The organism is Geminicoccus harenae (genome assembly GCF_019800005.1).
Classification (GTDB): Bacteria; Pseudomonadota; Alphaproteobacteria; order Geminicoccales; family Geminicoccaceae; genus Geminicoccus; species Geminicoccus harenae.
The window spans coordinates 224,781-251,693 of sequence record NZ_JABGCL010000001.1; the positions used below are offsets into that span (position 1 = coordinate 224,781).

A 26,913-nucleotide genomic window follows, 5' to 3' on the forward strand; every position below is an offset into this window, starting at 1 on the left:
AGCACGGCCCGGTTCAGGCGAGCCAGGGTCCCAGGCGCTCGGCCGTGGCCCTGTGCAGCGTCTGGGCCAGCAGCCGGATCCCGCCCCCGACCAGTTCGTCGGCCAGCGCCGTCTCCCCCGCCAGCCCAATGCCGGGCTCGATCGGGCGGCTGCGCGTCGCTTTCGCCTCGGCATGGCCGAGCTGAGAGCCGAACCGGTCGGTGATCAGCAGCTCGGCGGCGAGCTGCAGGCGCAGCGCGCTTGTGGCTTCCAGGCCGAGCCGGCCGGCCAGGCTGCCGCTCCCAGCCAGCTTCTCCTCGGTCAGGTCCGCCGTCAGGAGCACCAGCCGTGCATGGGCATCGCCCCCTGCCGCCTCGATCAGCCCGCCGAGCGCCCGCTCCACCTGCTGCCGGGCCCGCTCCTGCCGGTTCTCAGCGGCGATGTCGCCCGACCGGTCCGGCTGGCGGGGTGCCGGCACGAAGCTGGCGGTGGCGACGCGCAGCCGGAGCGGGGCCAGCGCCGGTGGTGCCACCACCTTGGGCGGCGGCGCTGTACAGCCAGCCGCCAGGCCCAGCGGCATCAGCAGCAGGCCGCGCCGCGCGATGCCCAAGAGGCTGCCGGCGTCAGGCCGCTCAGTGCCGGACGCCGGTCTCGATCGCATCGACCTCTTCGGCCTGGAAGCGGTAGGTCCGGCTGCAGAACTGGCAGGTGGCGCTGATGGAGCGGTCCGGCTGGCGCATCTCCTCCACTTCCTCCGAAGAGAAGCCGCGCAGGATCGCGGCGAACCGCTCGGCGCTGCACCGGCAGCCATGGGCCAAGGCCAGGGTCGGGTAGACGCGCACCTCCTCCTCGTGGAACAGGCGGTGCAGCACCGTGTCGACGTCCGGCTCGGGCCCCAGCAGCTCCTCGGGCGTGACCGTGCCCAGGAGGACCATGGCGCGGCGCCAGCCGTCCTCGTCGTCGTTGCGCAGGACCGCCTTGCCGCCGATCTCGGGCAGGGCCTGCACGACGATCCCGCCGCCCGACCAGCTCCCGCCCTCCCGGCTCACGGCAAAGCGCATGCCGGTGCGGATCTGCTGCGAGCGCTGGAAATAGGTCAGCATGCAGTCGGTCAGGGTAGCCCCTTCCAGCTCCACGATGCCCTGCTGGGTCTCGCCGCCCACCGCCGACTGGTCGAGGGTCACGGCGAGGATCCCTTTGCCGCACAGCTCGCCGATTGTGCTGGCCTGCGGCGGGACCGCCTCGCCGAAGGCGGCATAGCCACGCAGGATGCCGGCATTGGTGCAGTCGGCCACCATCAGGGTGACCGGCCCCTCGCCGCGCACCTGCAGGCTGAAGCTGCCGTCGAACTTCAGCTCGCCGGCAAGGGCGGCCGCCAGCATGACGAGCTCGCCCAGCGCCCTTGCCACCGGCTCCGGGTAGTCGTGCCGTTCCAATATCTCGTCGAGCGCCGGCCCCAGACGCACGGACCGGCCGCGAAGGCCGGTCCGGTCGAGCTGAAAGGGGCGGCTGGTATCGATCGGCACCGAATTGGTGCTGCTCACGCGCGCGTTCCTTCTACGCACCAAGCGAGGATCGCCTTTTGCGCATGCAGGCGGTTCTCGGCCTCGTCGAACACGACCGAGCGCGGCCCGTCGATCACCTCTGCGGTGACCTCCTCGCCGCGATGCGCCGGCAGGCAATGGAGGAAGATCGCCCCTTGGTTGGCTGCATCCAGCAGACGGTCGTCCACGCGATAGGGCTCGAGCTGGCGGTGCCGTTCCTCGGCATCGGCCTGGCCCATCGACACCCAGGTATCGGCGACGACGGCGTCCGCATCCGTCACCGCCTCATATGGGTCGCGCAGCACCCGAATGCGACCCTGGTGCTGCTCGGCCCAGCGCACCACCTCCGGCGCCGGTTCCAGGCCGGCAGGGCAGGCCAGGTCCAGGCGGAAGTCGAAGCGCACCGCCGCGTGGATGAAGGAATGGGCGACGTTGTTGCCGTCCCCGGTCCAGGCGATCTTCTTCCCCTTGATCGGCCCTTTGTGCTCCTCGAAGGTCAGCACGTCGGCCATGATCTGGCAGGGATGGCTGTGGTCGGTGAGCCCGTTGATCACCGGCACGGTCGCGTGATGCGCCAGTTCCAGGAGCTTCTCGTGCGCATCGGTGCGGATCATGATCGCGTCGACATAGCGCGAGAGCACCTTGGCGGTGTCGGCCACGGTCTCACCGCGGCCGAGCTGCATCTCCTTGGACGACAGCACCACCGGATGGCCGCCCAGCTGGCGCACCGCGACCTCGAAGGAGACGCGGGTGCGCGTGGACGGCTTCTCGAAGATCATCGCGAGCGAGCGGCCGGCCATCGGCAGGCCGAGGTCGCGCCCGCTCTTCATCTGGACGGCGCGGTCCAGGATCCCCCGGAGCGTCCCGCCATCGACGGCACTCAGGTCGAGAAAGTGCCGGGGGGTCATGCCGAGAACTCCGCACAGGTCCGGTCGAGCATCTCCAGCGCCTGGTCGATCTCGTCCGGGGTGATGGTCATGGGCGGCAGGAGCCGGACGACATTGTCCGCCGCGGCCACGGTCAGGAGGCCGTGCTCGCGACCCTTGGCGACGAACGCGGCATTGTCCCCGGCCAGCTTCAGGCCACGGATCAGGCCCTGCCCGCGAATCTCCAGGACGATGGCCGGGTGGCGGGACTTGAGCGCCTCGAGCCCCGCTGCCAGCCGCTCGCCCAGCTCCACCACCCCGTCCAGGAAGCCGGGTGCCAGGATCTCGTCCAGCACGGCGTTCGCCACCGCGCAGGCCAGCGGATTGCCGCCGAAGGTCGAGCCGTGCGTGCCGGCGGTCATGCCGCTGGCGGCCCGGCCGGTGAGCAGGCACGCCCCCACCGGGAAGCCGCCGCCCAGGCCCTTGGCGATGCCCATGATGTCCGGGGCGGGTGCGTCCAGCGACTCGTAGCCGAACAGCTTGCCGGTCCGGCCGATGCCGCACTGGACCTCGTCATAGACCAGCAGCAGGCCGTGCTCGTCACACAGGCGCCGGATCTCGTGGAGGAAGCCGGCCGGTGCCGGCCGGATGCCGCCCTCGCCCTGGATCGGCTCCAGCATGATGGCCGCGGTCTGCTCGCCGATCGCGGCTTCCAGTGCGCCGAGGTCGCCGAACGGCACATGGTCGAAGCCGTCCAGGAGCGGGGCGAAGCCCTCGGTCATGCGCGGCGATCCGGCCGCCGAGATGGTTGCCATGGTCCGGCCGTGGAAGGCGCCTTCGAAGGTGACGATCCGATTGCGCTCCGGCCGGCCGTTCGCGAATTGGTAGCGCCGCGCGGCCTTGATGCAGGCCTCCATTGCCTCGGCGCCCGAGTTGCAGGCGAACACGGTCTCGGCGAAGCTCGCCCCGACCAGCCGGTCGGCCAGCCGCTCCAGCTCGGGGATCCGGTAGATGTTGGAGACGTGCCAGAGCCTGGCCGCCTGGTCCTGGAGCGCCTTGACCAGATGCGGGTGGCCATGGCCCAGCCCGGTCACCGCGATGCCGCTGCCGAAATCGAGGAATCGTCGGCCGTCGGTCGCCACCAGCCAGGCGCCCTCGCCGCGCTCGAAGGCGAGGTCGCTGCGCTTGTAGACGGGAAGCAGGGAAGGAACGACGGCGTTCTGCATGCTCGTTTCGCTTGGAACGTGAGATCGGGCTCACTTTATGGGGAAAGCGGGTTCAATGGGGGGGAGCACGAAGTCTGTCAACGACCGGCCCATGGCAGGTGCCCGCGCGCGATGCCTGCGGTCGCCCGGATGGGGGGTGACAGGAATCACTGCCAGGCCCGATATGCCCACCCACCATCCGGAAACGACCGAACGACCAGGGAGACCGCCCATGCCCCGTTCCGCCGCCACGCTCCTGCTGGTCGGCGCGACGCTGGCCGTTGCCGGTGCCTGCGCGCCGACCGCCGGCACGATGAACGCGGAGCAGTTCGCAAACGCGCGCACGGTGCTGCAGGAGAGCCCGAGCATGCGCACCAAGGCGATCGACGACTGCAGCGCCAAGCAGGCGCTGCGCCCGGAAGGCGACCGCGCGATGGTCGGCGCGTTGCTCGAGGTGGATGCCCAGGCAGCCCCGGCCGAGCTGTGCCGGCGGATCGTCCAGGCGATCGTGGACGGGCGGCTCAGCCACGACGACTACGTGGCGGTGTCCTCCGGCAGCCAGGACCGGGAAGCCTTCGCCCGGCTGGTCCGGGCCGTGAACGACGGCTGAGCCCCCTGGCTGCCCGGCCCGGGCTCTTCCTGACCATTCTCCCGAGGAGCACTCCCGTGATCCGTACCGGCATGATTCGTACCGGCCTCGCCACTTTCGCCCTGCTGGCCCTGTTGGGCGGGGGCGCCGGCGGTGCACGCGCCATGGACGGCATGATCTATCTGGATGCCGCCAACGCCTATGCCGGCACGGCGGCGGTCAACGCGACGATCGACCAGTACCGCAAGTGCATCGAGACGCGTCAGGCCGCGGAGGCACTGGGCGATGCAGCGGACTGGCAGAGCGTCGCCGACGCTTGCCCGCATGATCCCAGCCAGGCCGATCCGGGCAAGAACGGCGTCGCTGGGGAGGCTGACCAGGCGCCCGGTCCAGACTGAACTCCCGTCGCTCGATCCGGCCGATCGTTCTGGGCGGCATTGTCCACCGCTCTGCGTGCCGCCGCGCCATACAGCTTGATTGCTCGCCTGATCCTGCCGCGGCCATGCATCCCGGGTTCATTCCGAGCGTAAAGCGGTCGTGGTTGGTGGGCGGCGCTGGATGTTAACCTTTCGGCAACTAGGACGGGCTATGGTGGGCGGGTGCTCAGGAGAATGAGATGCCCTGCAGAATGATTCCAGTGGCCAGACCAGGCCCTGCTGATCCCCAAAGTTCTGTTACATCTCCTGCTGTGTCAGCAGCAGATGGGGCAGATCATGGACATACTGACGGATGAGGAGGGGCAGTATGGGAACCGCTGATCGAGGTGCGCAGCACGCACAAGACCCAGCCTCACGATCTGCGCTGAACCATGGAGGGATCACCTAGCGCCACCAGAGCGGGGCGAAGTGGCAGCCGCTTCCTGCAAACCGGACCTTGGCGGGCAGCCGCACCAACGTTCATCCGCCGGCAAGCGATTGCCTTCTTTGCGTTCAGCCAGGGGCATGAGTTGGCCATGGCGTGCCCGCTGCTCGACCGGCCGGCCATCCCCACCTAGCGTCATGAGGCGCAACCGCCTCGATCGACTCGGGGGCCGGCTGAAGGAATCGGGGCTGGTCGCTGTCCGCTACGAGAAGAGGGCGAACTCCGTCATGGGCGTGCTCTGCCTCGCCGCTACCTGCGATTGGCTCCAAGAACTTGTAGAGCCGGGTCGCGCTTGCCTTGGCGAGGGTGTGCCACCGCTCCGAAACCAGCCCCTGAACGATGCGTCGGCATCCGGCCGGTGCTGAACGAGCGCCGAGCCTGCGTCCAGTAGAGCAGATTCTTTGGGGAGGCAGCCATGTCCGCTGCAGCACGAGTGCCCGTGGCTGACCTTCTTCACGTCGATCCAGCTGAAGTGCCGCGACTGCTCCGTCCGTACCTGATGGATGCGGTTGTCGCCGGCACGATCCGCACTGCGGAGTGCCTGGACACCCAGCTGGGACGTCTCAGCCTGGGTCTCGTGCAGCGGTTCATGCCCTTCAGACTCGGTTGGGCCACCCCTCGATGTGACCCCTGGCTCAGCCCAATGCCTTCCTGACCGCCGGTGCCACCACCGTGCCGTACAGCTCGATCGCCCGCATGATCCGGTCGTGCGGCATGGTGCCCAGGCTCAGCTGGAGCAGGAACCGGTCGTGGCGGAAGATCTCGTGCTGGGCCAGGATCTTGTCGATCACCTGCTGCGGGCTGCCGATGAAGTCGGCGCCGCGCGGCGAGCGGCTGGCCTCGAAGCGCGGGCGGGTATAGGCGGGCCAGCCGCGCTCCCGTCCGAGCCGGCCCATCACGTCGGCATAATAGGGAAAGGCGGTGTCGGCGGCGTCCTGGGAATCGGCGGCGATGAAGCCGTGCGAGTTGATGCCGACCGACAGGGTCGCCGGGTCGTGGCCGGCACGCCTTCCGGCCTCGCGGTAGAGCTCGATCAGCGGCGCGAAGCGGGCGGGCTCGCCGCCGATGATGGCCAGCGCCATCGGCAGGCCCAGCGTGCCGGCGCGCACCGCGGAAGGCGGGTTGCCGCCGACCGCGATCCAGACGGGCAGGGGGGACTGGAGCGGGCGCGGATAGACCGGCTGGTCGTGCAGGGCCGGCCGGTGCCGGCCGGACCAGGTGACTCGTTCCGCTGCGCGCAGCTTCAGGAGCAGGTCGAGCTTCTCGGCGAACAGCGCGTCGTAGTCGTCCAGGTCCAGGCCGAACAGCGGGAAGGATTCGATGAAGGAGCCGCGCCCGGCCATGATCTCGGCGCGCCCGCCCGAAAGGAGGTCCAGCGTGGCGAACTGCTGGAAGACCCGCACCGGCTCCTCCGAGCCCAGCACGGTGACCGCACTGGTCAGCCGGATCCGCCGGGTGCGGGCGGCAGCGGCGGCGAGCACGGTCGCAGGTGCCGAGATCGCATAGTCCGGACGGTGATGCTCGCCTAAGCCGAACACGTCGAGCCCGACCTGGTCGGCCAGCTCGATCTCCTCGATCAGGTCCCGCAGGCGCCCGGCGGCCGGCGGGACGGCGCCGGTGACCGGATCCGGCGTGGTGTCGCCGAAACTGTAGATGCCGAGCTGCATGGTCACTTCCCTCGTCCCGCCGACCCGCCGCTGACATGGGTAGGATTGGCTAGGCGGCGAAGAGGCCGTGCCAGGGATCAGTGTGTTTCCCCGAGTGCGGCCAGTGATGGCTGCCTGCCATGCCAGGTCGGGAACTCATCCAGGTCCAGGTCGGGGCAACGGCGATGAGTTCGAGGCGGCCAGGCAGTTCCCGGCGAGGCGGTCAGCGGGTGGCGATGCGCCGTCGGTTCTCGAGCCGGCAGAACAACCGCCTGACCAAGCTGCGGCGGGTGCAGGCTCCGCGGTCGTGCGGAACGGGGATGGTGCTACGGGTGCTACGGGAGGACGGCCCGACTGTATCGAGGCTCAAGTCAGCCCCGCAGGCCGCCTGCATCATAGGCCATGTTGGGCAGCCGGGAATCATGCAGCCGGGAATCATAAAGCATCGCATGTCGTAGGCGATAGTTCTGAGGAGCGCCTGAGCCTGTTGGACGGACTCCAGCCGTGCCACGAGTGCCTCACCACAGCAGCGCTGGACCACCGATATGACTGTCTCGATCGTCCGGCGCCGTTGGTGTCAGCACGATCCGCGGCCTCGTGACCATCTCCTGCTGATGGGGCGTAGTGGCGATCACCTTGGCCGAGCGGCGCTCCTGTCGACCCCAAGCTATTCTTGACGGAAGCGGTGGTTGGTCTCGATGGCGCCAAGCACGCCATGCGAAGTACCGCGAGGTGTACGACAGCAAGAGACCTGTTGAATCGAGGGCGATCTAGTGTGTCGATCGCCTCGTGTGGCTTACCCGCCGGACCATCTCCCGCAGCGCCGCTTCGACCTGTTCCGATGGATGCGCGTACGAAGGGGAGAAGCCGATTGTTCATGCTGTGCACAGATGGAATCTCAGAACTGCACTCGGCATGGCTTTCGACAGAGCAAGGCCATGCCTTGAGGAGACACTTGGGCGGTGTGCTGACGAGCAGCAGGATGGCCATGCTGACGTCGGCGAGGTTGGCCGTCGTCAGGGCAAACGCGACGGCCGGCCACGATCATCGCCCGGACACTGGGCCTTCGATGTGCGGCCACCACGCCCATGGCTGATCGCCTGGCATCATTGGCCCCTTGCCGCCAGAAGCGGAACGATAAGGCTTCGGCGCAAATGCCGCGGGGCAAGCTCGACTGGCATTAATCCAGTGTTGACAGTTCGCTCGAACAGGCGCTGCCACAGGCCACGCCGCGACCCTCTGTATAGCGATCGCAGATGGTCGTGGCTGGCCCGTAGGAGGGCGTCACGTCCCGTAATGATCCGCCAGGGTTGAGCCGCACAGGGGATCGACGATCATCCGTTTCAGAGAGGCAGAGGTCGAGAGGCTTCGGTCTTGGGCACGTGCAGGATCCCAACCGTCGATCGTCGACCCTTGCGCTGCCCCGGCCGACCATGGGGCAGATGCGGCTCCATCTGTGTCAGGCTGTGTCCGACAGCCCGTACAGGTGTGCCATCCGCCAGATCCTCCTCAGCCACACGTCCCTGATCGGTCGATCGAATCCATGAGGCTGCAGAAGGTTGCCGAGTTCCTAGGCCTTGAGCCGCCAGCCGCGGCGGAAGGCCAGGTAGGCCAGGTACCAGAGGATCACCACGGTCACCGTCAGGATCACCGCACCCAGCGCCGGCATGCCGTCGGCATGGCCGGTCATGGCATAGCGGATGCCGTCGATCATGTAGAAGAACGGGTTGGCCAGGGCCAGGAGGTGGAAGGGCTCGGGCAGGGCGTGGATCGAGTAGAAGGTGCCGGACAGGAAGGAGAGCGGGGTGATCACGTAGTTGGTGACCGCTGCCATCTGGTCGAACTTCTCGGCCCAGAGCCCGCCCAGGAGGCCCAGCAGCGAGAGCATCGCCGAGGCGGCCAGCACGCTGTGGACCAGGTAGAAGGGGTGGGGCAGGTCCAGGTCGACGATCGGCACCATGGCCAGGCTCACTACCAGGCCCACCAGCACGCCCCGGGTGATGCCGCCCGCCACCACGCCGAACACCAGTTCGCCCGGGCTCAGCGGCGGCATCAGGTAGTCGACGATGTTGCCCTGGACCTTGGCGATCAGGATGGAACTGGACGTGTTGGCGAACGCGTTCTGCACGATCGCCATCATGATCAGGCCGGGTGCCAGGAAGGTGAGGTAGGGCAGGCCCGCCACGGTGCGGCCGGTGCCGCCCAGCGCCATGGCGAAGATCGCCAGGAAGATCAGGGTGGTGACCAGCGGCGCCAGCAGGGTCTGGCCGAACACCTTCAAGAACCGGCGGACCTCCTTCAGGTAGAGGGTCCACAGGCCCACCAGGTTCAGGTCGAACGGGGTGCCGAAGGTGCTGCCATCCTTGGGCGCATCCTCCAGAAATCGCCGGTCGATGCCGGCCTCCAGCCGCCCTGCCGAGGGTTCCATCGCCATCATGCGTCCATGTCGTGATCGGCCCAAGCGCCCGGTCGAGCCGGGCCGCTGGCTTGTGCCACGGAACGCCCTGCCATGCACCCCCGCCGGCAGCGGCCCGTATCACTGCGCCGAAGGCTTCCTGTGCCCGGGGCTGTCGCGCTTGGGGGGCATGCCATGCGTGGGCGGTGCTGGTTCGGCCATACCGTCATCGGGGCGGCGCCCGATGCGCTCCACGGCGAGGAGGGGCGGGCTTCTCGCTGGCTGGGCAGCACATGCAGCGTTGTCTGGATGAGCCGTACTTGGCGGCTAGAAATCCTGTTCAAATGCTTAAGCCGCTGATCTTGCTAGAATTTCAGCATGATCCGGCTCATGGCCGTATAGATCATGGTCTCACTTGTCGGAGACAGCCACTCATAGTCCCTGCAGAGCCGCCGTGAGCGGGCGCGAGCGACCAAGTTACGGCAAGGTGGCTGGGCTTCGCAGCGGCTAAGGGTTGGCGTCCACGCCAAGTCCTGGAGGCTGGGCGCTGCAGCATGGCTGGCCCGGTCCAGAGCTGCCTACCGCGAAGGCACGCCTGATGACTGCCGACACAATGATCATCGGGCGGACGGAACAGTGGTCGCGCGCCGCTCGCAGGCCGATCCGGCCATGGGCTGGTCCTCGTCCGGCATGGCGCGTCGGATGTGGCTCCCAGCGTCGGGCGTCGCTGCTCCAGCCATGGCGGCAGACCTCCACCTGTCAGGTGCCCGGTGCGATCCGGCTGCCAGGAGCCGCCAGCCGACCGCCAGCCTCTCAGCCCAGTTTGTCACTCTTCTTGCTGCTCTCCCTCGGGCGGACCCGCAGGGCGTTGCCGGCGGGCGCCATGCAAGCCACGTCATCCGCCCGTGCTGCCCTCCCTCTGGCTTGGCAGCGGCCGAGGCGGAGCGGGCGCGGCCGGTGCCGGGGGTGGGAGGGCATGGGGATGTGGTTCGCCCGGCGCGGGATCGTCTTGTGCCCAGGGCAGCCGGTCGCGCCAGGTGCGGCATCGGCCGGGCAAGGGCGGGGCACCCGGCCAGCGGTCGGCCGGCATCAGTGCGGCCCCGGGCGCCGGCGGCCGGCAGCGCGGTCCAGTGCCCAGGCCAGCTTGCGCAGTGCCAGGCGCTCCAGCGCCGCATGGTCGCCGCTGGCACGGCCCTGGATCACCACCTCGGTGCCGCTGTCGGGATCGATGGCGGCCACGCGCAGGAGCGCGCCGATCCGCCGGTGCTCCAGGATGGGCGGCCCGCCGGCCGCGACGAAGTCGAGATCATTGCGTTCCATGGCACCTCCATGGGAATGCAATCTAGCCGGGCCGGGTTAACGAAGCCTTGTCACTCGAGGGGTCGCGTGAAGGGGGCGTGCAAAGGGGCTCGTGCGAGGGAGCCGTGCACGGGCGTGCCGCCGCCGTCACGGCGGGCGCCACGGATGTATCGAGACACTTGAGAGGCCGCCGGGCTTCGTGTACCGCCTGGGTCATATCGAGGGGTGCGGCGCGAAACCATCGAGGCTCGACCGGATCGCGGCGCGTTCTCGTCCGCTGCCCGGGGGGACGCGCACCTGCCGCGGGAGCCTCATCCGGGATGGAATACTTCCTCCAGCAGTTGGTGAACGGCGTCACGCTGGGCGCCGTCTATGGCCTGATCGCGATCGGCTATTCGATGGTCTACGGGATCATCGGCATGATCAACTTCGCCCACGGCGACATCTTCATGATCGGTGCCTTCCATGCCCTGATCGTGTTCCTGATCCTGGGCGCGGTCGGCATCTCCTGGCTGCCGCTGGCGCTGCTGATCGTGCTGATCGTGGGCATCCTCCTGACCTCGCTCTATGGCTGGTCGGTGGAGCGGATCGCCTATCGGCCACTCAGATCCTCGCCGCGCCTGGCGCCGCTGATCTCGGCGATCGGCGCCTCGATCTTCCTGCAGAACTACGTGCAGCTCGCCCAGGGTGCCCGGCCCAAGCCCCTGTCGCAGATGGTGTCGGGCGGCATCACCCTGATGGAGAGCGATGCCGGCTTCGCCGCCCGGGTCAGCTATATCCAGATCGTGATCGTGCTGCTGACGCTGGCGCTCATGGCGGTGTTCACCTGGCTGATCAAGGGCACGGCCCTGGGCCGTGCGCAGCGCGCCTGCGAGCAGGACCGCAAGATGGCGGCACTGCTGGGCGTGGACGTGGACCGGACCATCTCGCTCACCTTCGTGATCGGCGCCTCGCTGGCCGCCGTGGCCGGGCTGATGTTCACGCTCTATTATGGCGTGATCGACTTCTTCATCGGCTTCGTGGCCGGCATCAAGGCGTTCACCGCAGCCGTGCTGGGCGGGATCGGCTCCTTGCCGGGTGCGATGCTGGGCGGCCTTCTGATCGGGCTCATCGAGGCGTTCTGGTCGGGCTATTTCTCCGTCGAGTACAAGGACGTGGCCTCGTTCGGGGTCCTGGTCCTGGTGCTCATCTTCCGCCCCACCGGCCTCCTGGGCCGTCCCGAGATCGAGAAGGTCTGAGGCGATGACGGGTCTTCTCGCTGGGCTCGACGGCGGCAAGCTGCTGCGCCACGTCCTGGGTGCCGTGCTCATCACCTTCCTGATGACCAGCCTGATCGTGGGGCTGGAGCTGGTGGCGACCCAGACCGGGCTGTCGCTCCGGCCGCGCTACCACATCGTCCTGTACTGCGTGGTGGTGGTGGCACTGGGCTCCGCCGCGGTGTTCGCCCTGGTCGAGCGCAGCTGGCGCCTGCCCATGCTGGTGGGGGTGGTGCTGGCAGCGCTCCTCCTGGTGCCGCTGCTCACCGGCAATCTCGATTCGGACCTGGCCTTCCTCCTGCCGTTCCCGGTGGCACCGCTGAACTGGCTGGCCCTGTTCCTGCCGGCCTTCATCCTGATGCGCGCCGGCCAGCTCGCCTATGCCTCGGCGCGCCCGCCGGCCGCTGCCGCCAGGCGGCGCGAGCTGAGCCGCACCGGCAAGCTGATCTCGATGGGCCTGGGCCTGCTGCTGATCCTGGCGGCGTTCGCCTTCCCTGTCTCCCCCTGGGGCTCGCGCCAGCTCGTCGACATCCTGACGATCGTCCTGATCTACATCATGCTGGGCTGGGGACTGAATATCGTGGTGGGCCTGGCCGGCCTGCTCGACCTGGGCTACGTCGCCTTCTACGCCGTCGGCGCCTATTCCTACGCCCTGCTTTCCGAATATTTCGGCTGGAGCTTCTGGGTCTGCCTGCCGCTGGCCGGCCTGTTCGCCGCCAGCTTCGGCATCGTGCTGGGCTTCCCGGTGCTCCGCCTGCGCGGCGACTACCTGGCGATCGTGACGCTGGGCTTCGGCGAGATCATCCGGGTCGTGCTGATCAACTGGTACGAGTTCACCGGCGGCCCGGACGGGATCGGCGGGATCCCGCGCCCGTCCTTCTTCGGCCTGCCGTTCCAGGCCAATGCACCCAAAGGCGGCGGCGAGACCTTCGCCAGCTTCTTCGGCCTGAGCTTCGACCCGTACCACCGGATCGCCTTCCTCTACTACGTGATCCTGGTGCTGGCGCTGTTCACCAACTGGTTCACCATCCGCATCCGCAAGCTGCCGATCGGCCGGGCCTGGGAGGCCTTGCGCGAGGACGAGATCGCCTGCCGGGCGCTGGGCCTCAACCCGACCAACGTGAAGCTCGCGGCGTTCGGCATCGGTGCGATGTTCGCGGGCTTCGCCGGCAGCTTCTTCGCCGCGCGCCAGGGCTTCATCAGCCCGGAAAGCTTCGTGTTCATCGAGAGTGCCGTGATCCTGTCGATCGTGGTGCTGGGTGGGCTCGGCAGCCAGCTCGGCATCGTGTTCTCCGCCGCGATCCTGATCGGATTGCCGGAGTTCTTCCGCGAGCTGGAAGACTACCGGATGCTCGCCTTCGGCCTCGTCATGGTGCTGATCATGATCTGGAAGCCCACCGGCCTCGTCTCGCATCGCGATCCGACCATCCGGCTCCATCCGCGGGGAGACGGGCGATGACGCCGCTCCTCACGGTCGAGCACCTGACCATGCGCTTTGGCGGCCTGGTCGCGGTGGACGACGTGTCGTTCACCGCCGAGCAGTCGCAGATCACCTCGATCATCGGCCCGAACGGGGCCGGCAAGACCACCATGTTCAACTGCCTGACCGGCTTCTACCAGCCGACCACCGGGCAGCTCACCCTGGCGGGCGAGCGCGGCGACTTCCTGCTGGAGCGGCTGGACGGGCACCGGATCGTGCGCGACGCGGGCGTGGCCCGGACCTTCCAGAACATCCGCCTGTTCACCGGCATGTCGGTGCTGGAGAATCTGATGGTCGCCCAGCACACCGAGCAGATGCGGGCCTCAGGCTGGAGCATGAAGGGCCTGCTGGGCCTGCCGTCCTACCGGCGGGCCGAGGAGGAGGCGGTCCACCTGGCCCGGTCCTGGCTGGACCGGATCAACCTGACCGACAAGGCGGACTGGCCGGCTGGCGCCCTGGCCTATGGCGACCAGCGCCGGCTCGAGATCGCCCGGGCGATGTGCACCAAGCCGGTGCTGCTCTGCCTGGACGAGCCGGCCGCCGGCCTGAACCATACCGAATCCCACGAGCTGAACGACCTCCTGCGCTGGATCAAGGAGATCCACGGCATCGGCATCCTCCTGATCGAGCACGACATGAGCGTGGTGATGGGGATCTCGGACAAGATCGTGGTGCTGGACTACGGCAAGAAGATCGCCGAGGGCACGCCGGCCGAGATCCGCGACGACCCCAGGGTGATCAAGGCCTATCTGGGCGAGCCCGAGGAGGAGGACCTGCCCGACATCGTCGCCGCCGACCTCGACCTGGACCCGGGAGCGCGCTGATGCTGGTGATCGAGGGCATCCACGCTTTCTACGGGCGGATCGAGGCCCTGAAAGGTGTGTCGCTGGAAGTGAAGCAGGGCGAGATCGTCACCCTGATCGGCGCCAACGGGGCCGGCAAGTCGACCCTGCTCATGACCATCTGCGGCCAGCCGCGCGGCCAGGGCGGGCGGATCGTGCTGGAGGGCACCGACATCACGGCCATGTCGACCCACCAGATCATGCGCCGCGGTATCGCCCAGTCGCCGGAAGGGCGGCGGGTGTTCCCGCGTATGACCGTCTACGAGAATTTGCAGATGGGGGCGATCAACGTCGACCCCGCGCATTTCGAGGGCGACATCCAGCGCTGCTTCGAGCTGTTCCCGATCCTGGAGCGAAGGCGCGGCCAGCGGGCCGGCACCCTGTCCGGCGGCGAGCAGCAGATGCTGGCGATCGCCCGGGCGATGATGGCTAGGCCCAGGCTCCTGCTCCTGGACGAGCCGTCGCTGGGTCTCGCACCCTTGATCGTCCGGCAGATCTTCTCCGTCATCAGGGAGCTGAACCAGCAGGGCGTGACCGTGCTGCTGGTCGAGCAGAACGCCTTCCACGCGCTGAAGCTGGCGCACCGGGCCTATGTACTGGTCAACGGCCAGATCACCATGACCGGCACCGGGCGCCAGCTCCTGGCCGACCCGGAGGTGCGGCGGGCCTATCTCGAAGGCGGGCACTGAAGGGGAGATCGCGCCATGCTCGAAGCGGTGACCGGCCAGTCGCTCGGCGTGTTCATCGGGCTCACCCTGATCCTGTCGGGGGCGGCGGCCATGGCGATGGGCCGCGCCATCGCCCGGACCTGGCGGCCGATCTGGCAGATCGTGCCCTATGGCCTGCTCCTGGGCGCTGCGGACCGGTTCATGTCCTACGCTTTGTTCCAGGAGCCGCTCCTGCACCTGTCGGGGTTCCTGGTCTGCTCGGCGATCCTGATCGGGCTGGCTCTGCTGGCGCACCGGATCGCGCGCACCAACAAGCTGCTCTCCCAGTACCCGTGGTTGTACGAGCGGGCCGGGCCGTTCGCCGTCCGAGAGCGTTCCGGCGGCGCATGAAGGTCCCGCTTGCGGGACGATTAAGCGGCGTTAAAGTCGCAGAAGTTGGCGCGCCCGACCCGCGGTCGAGGGCGGGGCGCCGTGAAGTGGATCGGTGGGCTTTTTCGAAAGCGGGAGCAAAAAATTATGCAGCTTTCCAGGTGGATGACCGGGGCGACCTTCGCCGCAGCGCTGCTGGGCAGCACGGCGATGGCGCAGGCCGAAATCGTGATCGCTTCCGCAGGTCCCATGACCGGCGCCTATGCCGCGTTCGGCGAGCAGTTGCGCCGTGGTGCGGAACAGGCCGTCAAGGACATCAATGCTGCCGGCGGGGTGAACGGCGAGCAGCTCCGGCTCGCGATCGGCGACGATGCCTGTGATCCCAAGCAGGCGGTGGCGGTTGCCAACGACCTGGCCGACCAGGGTGCGGTGTTCGTGGCCGGCCATTTCTGCTCCGGTTCCTCGATCCCGGCCGGCGACGTCTATGCCGAGCAGGGCATACTGCAGATCTCGCCCGCCTCGACCAACCCCGCCTATACCGAGGGCCCGTTCGAGAACGGCATCACCACCGTGTTCCGGACCTGCGGCCGTGACGACCAGCAGGGCGACTTCGCCGGCAAGTGGATGGCGGAGAACTTCAAGGGCAAGAACGTCGCGGTGATCCACGACAAGTCGACCTACGGCAAGGGCCTGGCCGACCTGACCAAGCAGTTCATGAACGAAGGCGGGCTCCAGGAGGTCTCCTACGAGGCGATCACCGCCGGGGACAAGGACTTCACCGCGCTGATCACCAAGCTGAAGTCGCAGAACGTCGAGGCGATCTATTTCGGCGGCTACCATACCGAGGCGGCGCTGATCGCCCGCCAGGCGGCCGAGCAGGGCCTCAACGCCCCGCTGTTCTCGGGCGATGCGCTGAACACGATCGAGTACGCGCAGCTCGCCGGCCCGGCGTCGGACGGCACCCGGTTCACCAACGCCGCCGAGGCGCGCAACCTGCCGACCGCGCAGAAGGTGGTCGAGGAGTTCAAGGCCAGCGGCTACGACCCGGAGGGCTATACGCTCTCGACCTATGCCGCGGTGCAGGTCTGGGCGGCGGCGGCCAACGAGGCCGGCACCACCGATGCCGCCCAGGTCGCCGAGACGATGCGCTCCAAGCGCTGGGACACGGTGATCGGCTCGATCGGCTTCGACGAGAAGGGTGATCTCACCGAGAACACCTATGTCTGGTTCGAGTACAAGGACGGGGCCTACACCCAGGTCCAGTAGGCAGGAGGCCGCCGCGCGCGGCCAGGGGCCTCCTTGGGTGCTGCCCTGGCCGGCATCCGGCTGTTACAAGGAAGGGAGCCCGGCCTCGGGCTCCCTTTCACGTTTTTGGACCAGTTCCCGAGCGGAGTGATCGATGCGAATACCTGCGGCAATAGAGGCCCTCGTGCCGGAAGTGACGGCCTGGCGGCAGCATCTGCACGCGCATCCGGAGCTGGGCTACGAGGAGCATGCGACCCAGGCCTTCCTGGCCGAGAAGCTCAAGGAGTTCGGCGTCGACGAGGTGGTGGCCGGCATGGGCGGCACCGGCGTGGTCGGCCTGATCCGGGGCAGGCGGCCGGGCAACCGGGCGATCGGCCTGCGCGCCGACATCGACGCCCTGCCGATCACCGAGCTGACCGGCAAGCCCTATGCCTCGACCAATCCCGGGCGGATGCATGCCTGCGGCCATGACGGCCACACCGCCATGCTGCTGGGGGCTGCCAAGCACCTGGCGGCGACGCGCGACTTCGCCGGCTCGGTGGTGGTGATCTTCCAGCCGGCCGAGGAAGGCGGTGCCGGGGCCAAGCGGATGCTGGAGGACGGCCTGTTCCAGCGCTTCCCGGTCGAGGTGGTGTACGGGCTGCACAACTGGCCGCAGATGCCGGTCGGCACCTTCGCCATGCACCAGGGCCCGGCCATGGCCGGCACCGACGAGATCCGCATCGAGCTGGCCGGCAAGGGCTGCCATGCCGCGATGCCCAACACCGGGATCGACCCGATCGTGGCGGCCGCCCAGCTCGTCTCGGCCCTCCAGAACATCATCAGCCGCGAGACCGACCCGATGGACCGCGCGGTCCTGTCGGTCACTGCGATCAATGCCGGCACCGCCTTCAACGTCGTGCCCGACACGGCGACGCTGAAGGGCACGGTGCGCACCTTCCGCGCCGACACGCGCGAGCGGATCATCGGCCGCATCCGGCAGATGGTGGAGGCGTTCGGCCAAGCGTTCGGGGTGCGCGCCGAATTGCACCACCGGCCCGGCTACCCGCCGACCATCAACCATCCCGAGCAACGTGACTTCGGTGCCGCGGTCGCCGCCGAGGTGGTGGGTGCCGAGAACGTCGTGCGCGATCCCCTGCCGTCGATGGGCGGCGAGGACTTCTCCTTCATGCTGGAACAGGTCCCGGGTGCCTATATCTGGATGGGCATCGGCGGCTTCGAGGAGGGGCGGGTGCTGCACAATGCCCGCTACGACTTCAACGACGCCGCCCTGCCGGTGGGCATGGCCTGGTGGACCGGGCTGGTCGACCGGCACTTGGCGGCCGGCTGAGCCCTCGGGACTTGGCCCCGTGCGCCGGGCACCCCCTGGCGCATCTCCCGGCGGACAAGCCCACTTCCGGGATGGTTAGGAAGTCCTTAAGCTCTGCTTCGTGACAGTCATGAGGCAGGCTGGATGCAGCGCGAACGTTACCCGGGGGAGCAGCGCGGCCTGACCCTGTTCCTCGGCGAGCTGCAGCCCGTCGTGGAGCTGATGCTGGGCGAGGACCATCTGCTGTGGCACGCGATCCGCCGTGCCCTGCAGAAGGGCACGCTGGAGGCACTCCGCCATGCCCGGCAGGTGTTCAACCACCAGCCGCGCGAGATCAAGCAGCTGCTGTCGCTGGGCATGGTCGAGGACGGGCCGGCCAAGGTGCCCAGCCGCGACGACCTGCTCGACGGCTATGCCGCCCGCGAGCCGGAGGAGTTCGTCAGCTTTGACCTCGCCTCCACCGCGGAGGGGGACGAGCCGATGGTGCGGCTGCGCCACGAGCTGGTCGACATCCCGGCGGTGCGGGTCATGGTCCGGCCCGGCACGCTACCGAGCAGTGCGGCTGCCAAGCTGCGCGCCATTGCCGACCTGATCGAGCGCGACCGCCGCCTCCTGTCCCAGCGCTTCTGGGCGGACCGGCAGCTCCATGTCGAGCCGGTCGATCCCGGCAGCGCCGGACGCGAACGCCGCTGACCGTGCTGCGGGTCGAGGTCGCAGTCGTCGGCGCCGGGATCGCCGGGGCCAGTGCTGCGGCCCGGATCGCACCGCACCGTTCCGTCTGCCTGCTGGAACGCGAGGCACAGCCCGGGACCCACGCGTCCGGGCGCTCCGCCACCATGTTCGCCACCGCCTACGGCAATCGGCTGGTGCGCCGCCTGGCGCTGGCCAGCCAGGCGTTCCTGGCCGATGCCGGCCATCCCGGCGGTCCGCTCCTGCACCCGCGCGGCATGCTGCATGTCGCCTCGCCCGGCCAGGAGGCGCTGCTGGAGGCCTTTGCCGCCGAGACCGGCCTGGCAAGGCTGGCGGCGGGCGAGGTGCTGGATCTGGTGCCGATCCTCCGGCCGGAGGCGGTGATCGGCGGCGTGCTCGATCGTGCCGCCGCGGCGATCGACGACCACCGCTTTCTCCAGCTCTGCCTGCGCAGCCTCAAGGCGGCGGGCGGCACGCTACGGTGCAATGCCGAGGTGACCGGCATCGAGCCTGTCGGCAGCGGCTACCGGCTCGCCACCTCCGCCGGCCTGGTCGAGGCGGAGCTGGTGGTGAATGCCGCCGGTGCCTGGGCCGACGGGCTGGCGCGGCTGGCAGGGATGCCGCCCTTGGGCCTGAAGGCACTGCGCCGCACCGCGGTGACGGTGGACCCGCCGCCGGGCAGCGACCCGTCCGGCTGGCCGATGGCGATCGACATCGCCGAGACATGGTACTTCAAGCCCGAGGGCGGCCGCCTGCTCCTGTCGCCGGCCGATGCGACCGAGGTGCCGCCGCAGGACGTCCACGCCGAGGAATGGGACGTGGCGGTGGCGATCGACCGCTATGCCCGCCTGACCGGCCACGAGCCGCGGCGCATCCACCATCGCTGGGCAGGCCTGCGCAGCTTCGTGCCCGACCACTCGCCGGTGGTGGGCTGCCTGCCCGGGCACGACCGCTTCCTCTGGCTGGCCGGGCAGGGTGGTGCCGGATTCATGACCGCACCGGCGTTGGCCGAGATCGCCGCCGCCCTGGCCACGGGGCGGGACGTGCCGGACGAGCTGCGGGCCCTGCTGGCGGAACTGTCGCCGGCGCGGCTGGCCACGATCGACGGGTAAGCTCCCGGCAGGGAGCCCCAGGTGCTGCCGTCAGCCTTCCGGGCCGGTCAGGTGCAACAGCGCCAGGCCGATCAGGAGCAGGAAGATCGCGGCCTTGTCCTGGCCGTTCCAGGTCTGGGACTGCCACATGGCGAACCATTCGCCACCGATCACGATGAAGCCCAGCCCGTAGAGCAGGAGGCCCAGGGTAAGGCCGGCGACCGCCCAGCTGCGGGCGACCAGGTAGGCCGGCCGGTCGGCCCGCAGCGTGCGCCCGAGCCGAAGGACGCCGATCCACAGCACCGCCGCCGTCGCCACCTGCCACAGGATGATCAGGCCGAAGGCGAGGCGCTGCAGCCAGGGGTCGGTGATCGCCCGCCACATCAGGCGGCTGTCGCCGAACGTCGTGTCCATAGCCAGGACGTGCTGGACGAACGGCCAGTTGCCGCCGGGGTCGGTGAGGTTGCCGAGCGCCACCAGGGTGAAGAACAGGGCGACGGTGACGACGCCGGCCAGCCGCGACAGGCGCAGGACGAGCACGTCCACGGCCGGTCTAGCGGCGGCCGGGGCAGGGGATGACGGCATGCACGGCCCGTGCCGCCGGCATCACTCGAAGATCGGCGCCTGCATCTCCTCGCCGTCCTCGGGCGGCAGCGGCTCGGTGCGCACCGCCTTGGGGTTGGCGACCCGGGCGCGCGCCACCGCGTCGTCCAGCTCGAGCTGCGAGCACAGGCCCAGCAGGACCGGGTCGCGCGGGCGGATGTCCTGGCTCTTCCAGTGGGTGCGGTCGCGCACCTGCTGGATCGTGTTCTTGGTGGTGCCCAGCAGCTTGCAGATCTGCTGCTCGGACAGTTCGGGGTGGTTGCGCAACAGCCAGGCGATGCCGTCGGGCCGGTCCTGCCGCTTGGAAAGCGGCGTGTAGCGCGGCTCCTTCTTCTTCGGCACGAGCTTGGTGTCGGCGATCGAGCGCTGCAGGCGCAGCCGCGCATTCGGGTCCTTCGAGACCCGGTCGATCTCCTGGCGCGTCAGCATGCCGGCACCGATCGGGTCCAGCCCGCGCACCCCGGCATTCACCTCGCCGTCCGCGATCCCCTTGATCTCGAGCGTGTGCAGGCCGGTGAACTCGGCGATCTGCTCGAAGGTCAAACCGGTGTTCTCCACGAGCCATACGGCCGTGGCTTTCGGCATCAGCGGGCGATCCATCGATCCACCTTCTTCCTCGAAACGACGACGCGGCGCCCCCTGGCCGGAGGTGCGCCGCGTCGCATGGGCACAATTCCAGGCGCTCTATTGACGGAACGCCCGGCACGGTTCAAGCGGCGTCTCAGTCGGGCACCGGAACGGTATAGTTGAGACCGAGCCGGCCGCCGTCAATGTAGACGGTCTGCCCCGTGACATAGGCGGCATCGTCCGAGGCCAGGAACAGGACGACGCGGGCCACCTCGTCCGGCTCGCCGCAGCGCCCCAGCGGGGTGCGCGCCAGCACCTTCGTCCGCGCCGCCTGGTCGACCATGATCGTCTTGAGCATGTCGGTCATGATCGAGCCGGGGCCCACCCCGTTCACCCGGATGCCCTTGTCGGCCAGCGCCAGGGCCGTGACGTTGGTGAGCTGGTTCAGCCCGCCCTTGCTGACATTGTAGGGGGTCTGGTTCGGGATCGCGAGGACCGCGTTGACCGAGGACATGTTGACGATGGCACCGCCCTTGCCCTGCTCGACCATGACCCGGGCCGCCGCCTGGCTGCACAGGAAGGCGCCCTTGAGGTTGACGCGCAACACGGTGTCGAAGTCGGCCTCGTCCAGGTCCAGGAAGTCGCCGGCCCGGATGATCCCGGCATTGTTGACCAGCACGTCGATGCCGCCGCCAAAGTTCCTGGCAGCCTCGACCATGGCCAGGACCGCTGCCTTGTCGCCGACATCGGTCGCATGGAACAGGGCCTGGGTACCCCGGTCGCGCAGCTCGGCAGCGAGGCGCTCGCCCTGGCCCGCGTCGACATCGGCGATCACGACCCGGGCACCCTCGGCGGCGAACGCCTCGACGCAGGCGCGCCCGATCCCCTGCGCGGCACCGGTCACGATCACGGTCTTGTCGGTAAAGCGCATCCTCATCCCATCCTCGGCAAACTGCGCGCCGGTCGCCTCGATCACGACCCGCACGTCGTCCCGCTCCGCGGCCACGTCCTGCAGCACGTCCAGCACCGCGTCCAGCCCGCTGCCGCGAGGGTGGCGCCAGACGATCTCGAACGGGCCCGGCGCATCGGTGCTGAGCACGTCGAACAGGGCGTCCAGGTTGCGTACCGCCCCTGCCGGCAGGTCCGCGAGCGTGGCCAGCCGGTCGAACGCCGCCTGGCGCGTGGGCAGGTCCGCGCCGACCAGGACGCGCCGCACGGATGACCCCTCCCGGCCGCCTGCGGTCATTCCGGCACCTCATGGAAGCTGTCGTAATGGTCGATCGTGACGAAGATCAGGCCGTCATTGGAGAAGACCAGCCGCTTGGCACCGCGCCGGCCGCAGGCGAAGTCGAGATCGGCCTCCTGCCAGCGCCGGCCCTTGCGGTCGGGCAGGAGGCCCTCGCGATTGCCGAACCGGTCGCCGCCGATCGCATGGTCATCGGCCACGTCGCACAGATCGCTGCCTGGCCGCCAGCCCAGCCGACGAGCCTCGCGCTTGGTGATCCAGCGCTCGGGCAATTCGCCGTCCTCACGGATGGCGGAGACCGCCGCCACGAAGCCGTCCAGGTCGCGCAGCCCCAGGGAGCGGCCGAACGCGCGCAGCTCGGCCACGTCGCCCAGCGCCAGTGCCGGCAGCAGGGCCAGGAGCAGAACCAGTAGCAGGGGAAGGATGCGCCGCATCACCGTCGACCAGATGGAGCCGAAGCCCGTCGGACCGGGCCAAGCGCGGCCCGATAAAGAACGCCGCGCCATCAGCCGGACGTTACCGTCGGGGGATGACGCGGCGTCAAGGTGGTACGTGCGACAATCTCCATTTGGGGGGCCGGGAGGCCGATGGCAACCATCGAGAACCGCTTTCAACCGAAGAAAACGGTGACAAAGCGTGACATACCGACATCAGAACGTAACCATCGGCCGATGCGGCGCCGAGAACGGTTGCGTGGTGGGCCAGCACGGGATTAACGCCGCTTGACGCCGTGAATTCCCCGAGGTCTGCGCCATGCTCATCCAGCCACTGCTGACGGTGCGCGAAGTGGCCGAGATTCTGAAACTCAAGGAAAGCACGATCCGGCAGATGATCAGTGCCGGCAAGCTGCGCGCCATCAAGTTCGGGCGCGAATGGCGCGTGACGCAGCACGACCTCGCCGCCTGCCTCGACACCCACGCCACCAGGCCAGCCTGACCCCGCCCGCAGCGCGACCGCCAGGCGCATGGTCCTGTGCCCTGCACCTCGAGCCCGTCAGCGGCTGACGGGCTTCGGGCGAGGCCTCGGCGTCAGGCGGGGGAGATGCCGCGGCCGAAGGTGACGGAGGCCGGCCGGCCCGGCAGTTCCAGGCTGCTGGTGCGCGGTGCGGCGCGGGCCACCACCCGGCCGGCACGGAGCACGAACAGCCGGGCCGGCTTGATGCGCACCGCCTCGACCGTGTCGGCGGCGTCCAGCACCACTAGGTCGGCCTTGCAGCCGGGTGCTACCCCATAGCCTTCCAGGCCCATCAGGGCGGCCGGCACGACCGTCACCGCGTCGAATGCGGCGCGGATGTCCTTGAGCGAGGTCATGGGCACGGCGTGGACGCCCATATGGGCGACCTCCAGCATGTCGCCCGATCCCAGCGAGTACCAGGGGTCCATCACGCAGTCCTGGCCGAACGCCACCGGCACGCCGGCCGCCTGCAGCTCCGGCACCCGGGTCAGGCCGCGGCGGCGCGGGTAGGTGTCGTGGCGGCCCTGGAGCGTGATGTTGATCAGCGGGTTGCAGACCGCGTTCATGCCGCTCTCGGCAATCAGGTCGATCAGCTTGCTGGCATAGTAGTTGTCCATGCTGTGCATGGAGGTCAGGTGCGAGCCGGTCACCCGGTTGCTCAGGCCCAGGCGCTGGGTCTCGTAGGCGAGCTGCTCGACATGGCGGGAATGGGGGTCGTCGCTCTCGTCGCAATGAAGGTCGACCATCCGGCCGAGCTTGGCGCCGAGCTCGCACAATTCGGTCACCGAGCGGCGGCCATCCTCCATGGTCCGCTCGAAATGCGGGATGCCGCCGACCACGTCGACGCCCAGGTCGAGGGCGCGCAGGAGGTTCTGCCGGGCCGTGGGGGAGCGGTAGAGGCCGTCCTGGGGGAAGGCCACGAGCTGGAGGGTCAGATAGGGCGCCACCCGGGCGCGCACCTCGATCAGGGCCTCGACCCCGGTCAGCGTGTCGTCGCACACGTCGACATGGGTGCGGATGGCGCCGATCCCCTGGGCCACCGCCATGTCGCAATAGCGCAGCGCCCGCTCGATCACCGCCTCCTGGGTGAGCATCGGCTTGAGCTCGCCCCAGAGGGCGATGGCTTCCAGCAGCGTGCCCGAGCGGTTCAGCCGGGGCGTGCCGAGCGACAGGGTTGCGTCCATATGGAAATGGCAGTCGACGAAGGGCGGGCTGACCAGCCGGCCGGCCGCGTCGATCTCCTCGTGCCCGGATGCCTCGATCCCGGGGCCCACCGCCTGGATCAGGCCGTCCGAGATCAGGATGTCCATGCCGGTCTGCCCGTCGGGCAGGGTGGCATTGCGAACGATCATGTCGAGCTTCAAGGGTCGCCTACTCCAGCGGGCTGTGCATCGCCCGGCCGATCCTGCCAGACGATCAGGATGCCGGCCATGATGATGAGCGCAGCACCGCAGAGCATGCCTAAGCTCGGCCGGTCCGCCCAGACCAGCCAGCCGATCAGCATGGCGAGTGGGATCGAGGCGTACTTGAACGGGGCGGCGAAGCTCATCTCGCCGATGCGGAAGGCGCGGATGTAGCAGGCATAGGCACCGACCACGAGCACCGCGCTGAGCAGGAGGAGACCGGTTTCGCCCGATCTCGGCAGGTGCAGGCTGCCGATGCTGCCGATCCCGCCGCCCAGCGTCATCAGGACGAGGGTAGCGACCGTGATCGAATCGGTCGGGACATGCTGCGGGATGCGCCGGGTCAGGAGGTCGCCCAGGGCCTGGAAGACCGCCCCGGCCAGCGGGAAGACCAGCCACCAGGAGGCGGCCGCCCCCAGCGGGTCGGTCACCAGCAGCATGCCGGCAAAGCCCAGCGCCACCGCCCCCAGCCGCGCCGGCCCCAGCCGCTCGCGCAGCACCAGCCCGCCCAGCGCCACGCCGAACAGCGGCGAGGTGAAGATCAGGGTGTTGGCCACCGCGAGCGGCAGGTTCGCCACGCCCAGCAGGTAGGTGAACACCGTCCCCACCTCGAACAGGCCGCGCAGCAGCACCATCGGATGAGTGAGGGTCTCCCGGGAGGGGCGCCAGCCGCCGGCCCTTGCCAGCAGCACCACCAGGACCACGCTGACGAGGCCGCGCAGGAACACGATCGCCGGGACCGACATGGTCTCGGCCAGCAGCTTCACCACGGTGTCGCCGATCGCCCAGAAGGCGATGGCGCCCAGCACGAAGCCGGCGGCGCGCAGATTGTCGGTGACGGCGGCCATGGGAACCCTCTGCTGTCAGCGGCGGCGGGCGAGGCGCTGCTCGCGGTAGAAGATCAGCACGCCCGAGCCCACGATCAGTGCCGTGCCGGCCAGGGCCCAGCGGTCGGGCAGGTCGCCCCAGACCAGGAAGCCCAGGAGGCCCGCGGTTGGCAGGGACAGGTAGCGGATCGGCGCCAGGAAGCTGATCTCGCCCAACCGGCTGGCGCCGATATAGGCGAACAGCGCCACGCCCGAGATCAGGGCCGAGCCGGCCAGGATGCCGACCAGCGTGAGTTCCAAGGGCGGCCAGGGCAGGAGCGGGATCGAGGCGAAGCCGCTCAGGCAGGTCGCGACCGTGGTGGACATCGCCACGACCCTGGTCGGGATGCCGTGCGCCAGGCGCCGGGTGATGAGGTCGCGCAGGGCCGCGATCAGGGCTGCCAGGAGCGGCAGGAGCAGGGTCGGCTCGAACGCGGCGGAGCCCGGCCGGGTCGCGATCAGGATGCCGACGAAGCCCAGCACCACCGCGGTCCAGCGCCAGATCCGCACCCGCTCGCCGAGGAACAGGGCGCCCAGTGCCGTGGCCAGCATCGGCGTGGTGAAGAACAGCGCGGTCACGGTCGCGATCGGCAGGAGCATCAATGACGTGAACATCACCCAGGACAGCGCCGCCTCGGCACAGGCGCGCAGCACCACCAGCGGATCCTTGAACTGGTAGAGCCGCCAGTCGTCACCCTGGCCACGGAACAGGACCAGGAAGATCAGGGCCATGAACAGGCCGCGCACCGCCAGGATCAGGCCGATCGGCACGCCCTCGCCAGTCAGGACCTTCACCAGCGCGTCGTTGACCGTGAACACGACCGAGGCGAACGCCATGAGGAGTGCGGCGCGCAGATTGTCGGCGGCGGTGGGCAGATCGGCCTCCCCCTGGAGCAGACCAGGCAGGGCGGCCCTAGCCGTTCGCCGGGACGCAGGGCAAGCACGGCCCTCGATTTGCACCGGTTTCTGACAGCTTCCGTTCAGGCAGCCCGCGCTAGGATGGCGGGAACCGGCTGATCTCGGAGAATGTCGATGCGCCGCCTCCTCATGGTTGTCCCGATTCTGAGCCTGCTGGCCGCCTGCTCGACCGGGCCCAGCTACAACCTTTATGCCGACAATCCCAAGGCGACGATGGGCACGGTGCTGGGCGGTGCCGGCGGCGGCCTGCTCGGTGCCGCCATCGGCAAGAACGCCAGCGGCGACCGCGGCTTCGTCTATACGGCGGTCGGCACGCTCCTGGGTGCGATGATCGGCAACTCGATCGGCTCCTCGCTGGACGACATGGACCGCCAGTATGCCGGCTATGCCGCCAACGACGCCCTGGAATACAACCGCTCCGGCACGCCGGCCTCCTGGCACAACCCGGACAGCGGCAATTACGGCTACACCACGCCGACCCGCACCTATCGCCAGGGCGCCTATGACTGCCGCGACTACGAGACCACGATCTATGTGGACGGGCGGCCGGAGACCGCGACCGGCTCGGCCTGCCGCCAGCCGGACGGCACCTGGCGGATCACCGGCTGACGTCCGGGGGCCGGATCGTCGGTTGGCCTCTGGAAGGTCAAGCGGTTCCCGGAAACCGCATGGCTGCCATCACAATCCGCATGGTTGTCAGGCGGGGGTGGTGACGGCATATTGCACTGCAGCAAGGCACCGGCCTGGAGTGCCCTGCCGGCGATGAGGTCGAGTTCGCTCCCTCGCCGCCGGACCCGGTTTCACCGGGTCAGCGAGCCTACGGTTCGTTCCAGCATTTAGCCTCCCTGATCTACTCGGCCGGGTCGCAAGACCCGGCCACTTTTTTTGCTGCGGCCGCCATCGGCCCCATTGTCGCAGCAGCCCCGCAAGCATCGCCTTTCCGGAAACATGATCTAACTCCTTCCCTGAGGACCAAAGGGTTGCCTGCCGGTCGCGTGCGTCCTGCCGGGCTGGACGCCAGC

The 26,913-nt window shown here is 69.0% G+C and carries 27 protein-coding genes; 13 read left to right on the forward strand and 14 right to left on the reverse strand.

From position 1 onward, the window contains the following. Positions 1–13: 13 nt before the first annotated feature. From HLA95_RS00990 to HLA95_RS01005, 4 genes are read right to left on the reverse strand one after another with little or no spacing between them, the layout of a single operon-like run. A complete protein-coding gene (locus HLA95_RS00990) occupies positions 14–640 on the reverse strand; it encodes a hypothetical protein (protein ID WP_222182076.1) in 627 nt (208 codons plus the stop codon). Then, positions 612–1,523, reverse strand: coding sequence for an Hsp33 family molecular chaperone HslO (hslO, locus tag HLA95_RS00995; RefSeq protein ID WP_191060500.1), 912 nt, complete (start codon positions 1,521–1,523; stop codon positions 612–614). Before hslO ends, HLA95_RS00990 begins: the two co-directional genes overlap by 29 nt. Next, the gene (argF, locus tag HLA95_RS01000) at positions 1,520–2,431 is read right to left on the reverse strand and encodes an ornithine carbamoyltransferase (protein WP_191060499.1); all 912 of its coding nucleotides are present in this window, start codon (positions 2,429–2,431) and stop codon (positions 1,520–1,522) included. The genes hslO and argF overlap by 4 nt, the downstream gene beginning before the upstream one ends. Further along, the gene (locus HLA95_RS01005) at positions 2,428–3,615 is read right to left on the reverse strand and encodes an aspartate aminotransferase family protein (RefSeq protein WP_191060498.1); all 1,188 of its coding nucleotides are present in this window, start codon (positions 3,613–3,615) and stop codon (positions 2,428–2,430) included. Before HLA95_RS01005 ends, argF begins: the two co-directional genes overlap by 4 nt. Positions 3,616–3,826: 211 nt before the next feature. Here HLA95_RS01005 and HLA95_RS01010 point away from each other — a divergent pair, with 211 nt between their 5' ends. After that, positions 3,827–4,204 (forward strand): hypothetical protein, encoded by a 378-nt coding sequence (locus tag HLA95_RS01010; protein ID WP_191060497.1) that lies wholly within the window; start codon positions 3,827–3,829, stop codon positions 4,202–4,204. Between the two features lie 56 nt (positions 4,205–4,260). Next, positions 4,261–4,581, forward strand: a complete 321-nt coding sequence (locus tag HLA95_RS01015; protein WP_191060496.1) for a hypothetical protein — start codon at positions 4,261–4,263, stop codon at positions 4,579–4,581. A gap of 1,098 nt (positions 4,582–5,679) precedes the next feature. On the opposite strand, the gene HLA95_RS01020 is transcribed toward HLA95_RS01015, so the two are convergent. The 3 genes from HLA95_RS01020 to HLA95_RS01030 form a co-directional block, all read right to left on the reverse strand. Next, entirely contained in the window at positions 5,680–6,711 is a 1,032-nt protein-coding gene (locus HLA95_RS01020; protein ID WP_222182079.1) for an LLM class flavin-dependent oxidoreductase, read from the reverse strand. Positions 6,712–8,260: 1,549 nt separating this feature from the next. After that, the gene (locus HLA95_RS01025; RefSeq protein ID WP_223861660.1) at positions 8,261–9,124 is read right to left on the reverse strand and encodes an ABC transporter permease; all 864 of its coding nucleotides are present in this window, start codon (positions 9,122–9,124) and stop codon (positions 8,261–8,263) included. A 1,050-nt stretch (positions 9,125–10,174) separates the two neighbouring features. Next, on the reverse strand, positions 10,175–10,405 hold the full coding sequence (locus HLA95_RS01030; protein ID WP_222182081.1) for a DUF6898 family protein: 231 nt from the start codon (positions 10,403–10,405) through the stop codon (positions 10,175–10,177). A 299-nt stretch (positions 10,406–10,704) separates the two neighbouring features. On the opposite strand from HLA95_RS01030, the gene HLA95_RS01035 reads away from it, so the two are divergent. The 9 genes from HLA95_RS01035 (at position 10,705) to HLA95_RS01075 (ending at position 19,355) form a co-directional block, all read left to right on the forward strand. Continuing rightward, a complete protein-coding gene (locus tag HLA95_RS01035) occupies positions 10,705–11,622 on the forward strand; it encodes an ABC transporter permease subunit (protein ID WP_191059630.1) in 918 nt (305 codons plus the stop codon). A gap of 4 nt (positions 11,623–11,626) precedes the next feature. Then, positions 11,627–13,099 (forward strand): high-affinity branched-chain amino acid ABC transporter permease LivM, encoded by a 1,473-nt coding sequence (livM, locus tag HLA95_RS01040; protein WP_223861506.1) that lies wholly within the window; start codon positions 11,627–11,629, stop codon positions 13,097–13,099. After that, positions 13,096–13,944, forward strand: a complete 849-nt coding sequence (locus HLA95_RS01045) for an ABC transporter ATP-binding protein (RefSeq protein ID WP_191059631.1) — start codon at positions 13,096–13,098, stop codon at positions 13,942–13,944. The genes livM and HLA95_RS01045 overlap by 4 nt, the downstream gene beginning before the upstream one ends. Next, entirely contained in the window at positions 13,944–14,651 is a 708-nt protein-coding gene (locus tag HLA95_RS01050; RefSeq protein ID WP_191059632.1) for an ABC transporter ATP-binding protein, read from the forward strand. The genes HLA95_RS01045 and HLA95_RS01050 overlap by 1 nt, the downstream gene beginning before the upstream one ends. A gap of 15 nt (positions 14,652–14,666) precedes the next feature. After that, positions 14,667–15,020, forward strand: a complete 354-nt coding sequence (locus HLA95_RS01055) for a DUF6867 family protein (RefSeq protein ID WP_191059633.1) — start codon at positions 14,667–14,669, stop codon at positions 15,018–15,020. 126 nt (positions 15,021–15,146) lie between these two features. Continuing rightward, complete coding sequence (locus HLA95_RS01060; protein WP_223861507.1) at positions 15,147–16,265, forward strand: branched-chain amino acid ABC transporter substrate-binding protein; 1,119 nt, start codon at positions 15,147–15,149, stop codon at positions 16,263–16,265. A gap of 133 nt (positions 16,266–16,398) precedes the next feature. Further along, positions 16,399–17,574 carry a M20 aminoacylase family protein gene (locus HLA95_RS01065; RefSeq protein ID WP_191059634.1) on the forward strand — a complete coding sequence of 392 codons (1,176 nt, stop codon included), beginning with the start codon at positions 16,399–16,401 and terminating at the stop codon, positions 17,572–17,574. A 123-nt stretch (positions 17,575–17,697) separates the two neighbouring features. After that, complete coding sequence (locus HLA95_RS01070) at positions 17,698–18,246, forward strand: hypothetical protein (protein WP_191059635.1); 549 nt, start codon at positions 17,698–17,700, stop codon at positions 18,244–18,246. 2 nt (positions 18,247–18,248) lie between these two features. Beyond that, positions 18,249–19,355, forward strand: a complete 1,107-nt coding sequence (locus HLA95_RS01075) for an NAD(P)/FAD-dependent oxidoreductase (RefSeq protein WP_222182083.1) — start codon at positions 18,249–18,251, stop codon at positions 19,353–19,355. Positions 19,356–19,385: 30 nt separating this feature from the next. Here the strand turns inward: HLA95_RS01075 and HLA95_RS01080 are convergent, their stop codons facing one another. The 4 genes from HLA95_RS01080 to HLA95_RS01095 form a co-directional block, all read right to left on the reverse strand. Continuing rightward, positions 19,386–19,880, reverse strand: a complete 495-nt coding sequence (locus HLA95_RS01080) for a DUF2165 family protein (RefSeq protein WP_223861629.1) — start codon at positions 19,878–19,880, stop codon at positions 19,386–19,388. A 60-nt stretch (positions 19,881–19,940) separates the two neighbouring features. Then, a complete protein-coding gene (locus HLA95_RS01085) occupies positions 19,941–20,522 on the reverse strand; it encodes a cell cycle transcriptional regulator TrcR (RefSeq protein ID WP_322100085.1) in 582 nt (193 codons plus the stop codon). Between the two features lie 136 nt (positions 20,523–20,658). After that, positions 20,659–21,720 carry a glucose 1-dehydrogenase gene (locus HLA95_RS01090; RefSeq protein ID WP_191060923.1) on the reverse strand — a complete coding sequence of 354 codons (1,062 nt, stop codon included), beginning with the start codon at positions 21,718–21,720 and terminating at the stop codon, positions 20,659–20,661. A gap of 26 nt (positions 21,721–21,746) precedes the next feature. Next, positions 21,747–22,184 carry a ribonuclease domain-containing protein gene (locus tag HLA95_RS01095; RefSeq protein WP_191060924.1) on the reverse strand — a complete coding sequence of 146 codons (438 nt, stop codon included), beginning with the start codon at positions 22,182–22,184 and terminating at the stop codon, positions 21,747–21,749. Between the two features lie 319 nt (positions 22,185–22,503). On the opposite strand from HLA95_RS01095, the gene HLA95_RS01100 reads away from it, so the two are divergent. Continuing rightward, on the forward strand, positions 22,504–22,686 hold the full coding sequence (locus HLA95_RS01100; RefSeq protein WP_191060925.1) for a helix-turn-helix domain-containing protein: 183 nt from the start codon (positions 22,504–22,506) through the stop codon (positions 22,684–22,686). Between the two features lie 92 nt (positions 22,687–22,778). On the opposite strand, the gene HLA95_RS01105 is transcribed toward HLA95_RS01100, so the two are convergent. From HLA95_RS01105 to HLA95_RS01115, 3 genes are read right to left on the reverse strand one after another with little or no spacing between them, the layout of a single operon-like run. Then, entirely contained in the window at positions 22,779–24,056 is a 1,278-nt protein-coding gene (locus HLA95_RS01105) for an amidohydrolase family protein (protein ID WP_255591219.1), read from the reverse strand. An 8-nt stretch (positions 24,057–24,064) separates the two neighbouring features. Continuing rightward, positions 24,065–24,955, reverse strand: a complete 891-nt coding sequence (locus HLA95_RS01110; RefSeq protein WP_222182087.1) for a DMT family transporter — start codon at positions 24,953–24,955, stop codon at positions 24,065–24,067. A gap of 15 nt (positions 24,956–24,970) precedes the next feature. After that, complete coding sequence (locus HLA95_RS01115; protein WP_191058578.1) at positions 24,971–25,810, reverse strand: DMT family transporter; 840 nt, start codon at positions 25,808–25,810, stop codon at positions 24,971–24,973. Positions 25,811–26,005: 195 nt separating this feature from the next. Here HLA95_RS01115 and HLA95_RS01120 point away from each other — a divergent pair, with 195 nt between their 5' ends. Beyond that, positions 26,006–26,500, forward strand: coding sequence for an RT0821/Lpp0805 family surface protein (locus HLA95_RS01120; RefSeq protein WP_191058577.1), 495 nt, complete (start codon positions 26,006–26,008; stop codon positions 26,498–26,500). Positions 26,501–26,913: the final 413 nt, after the last annotated feature.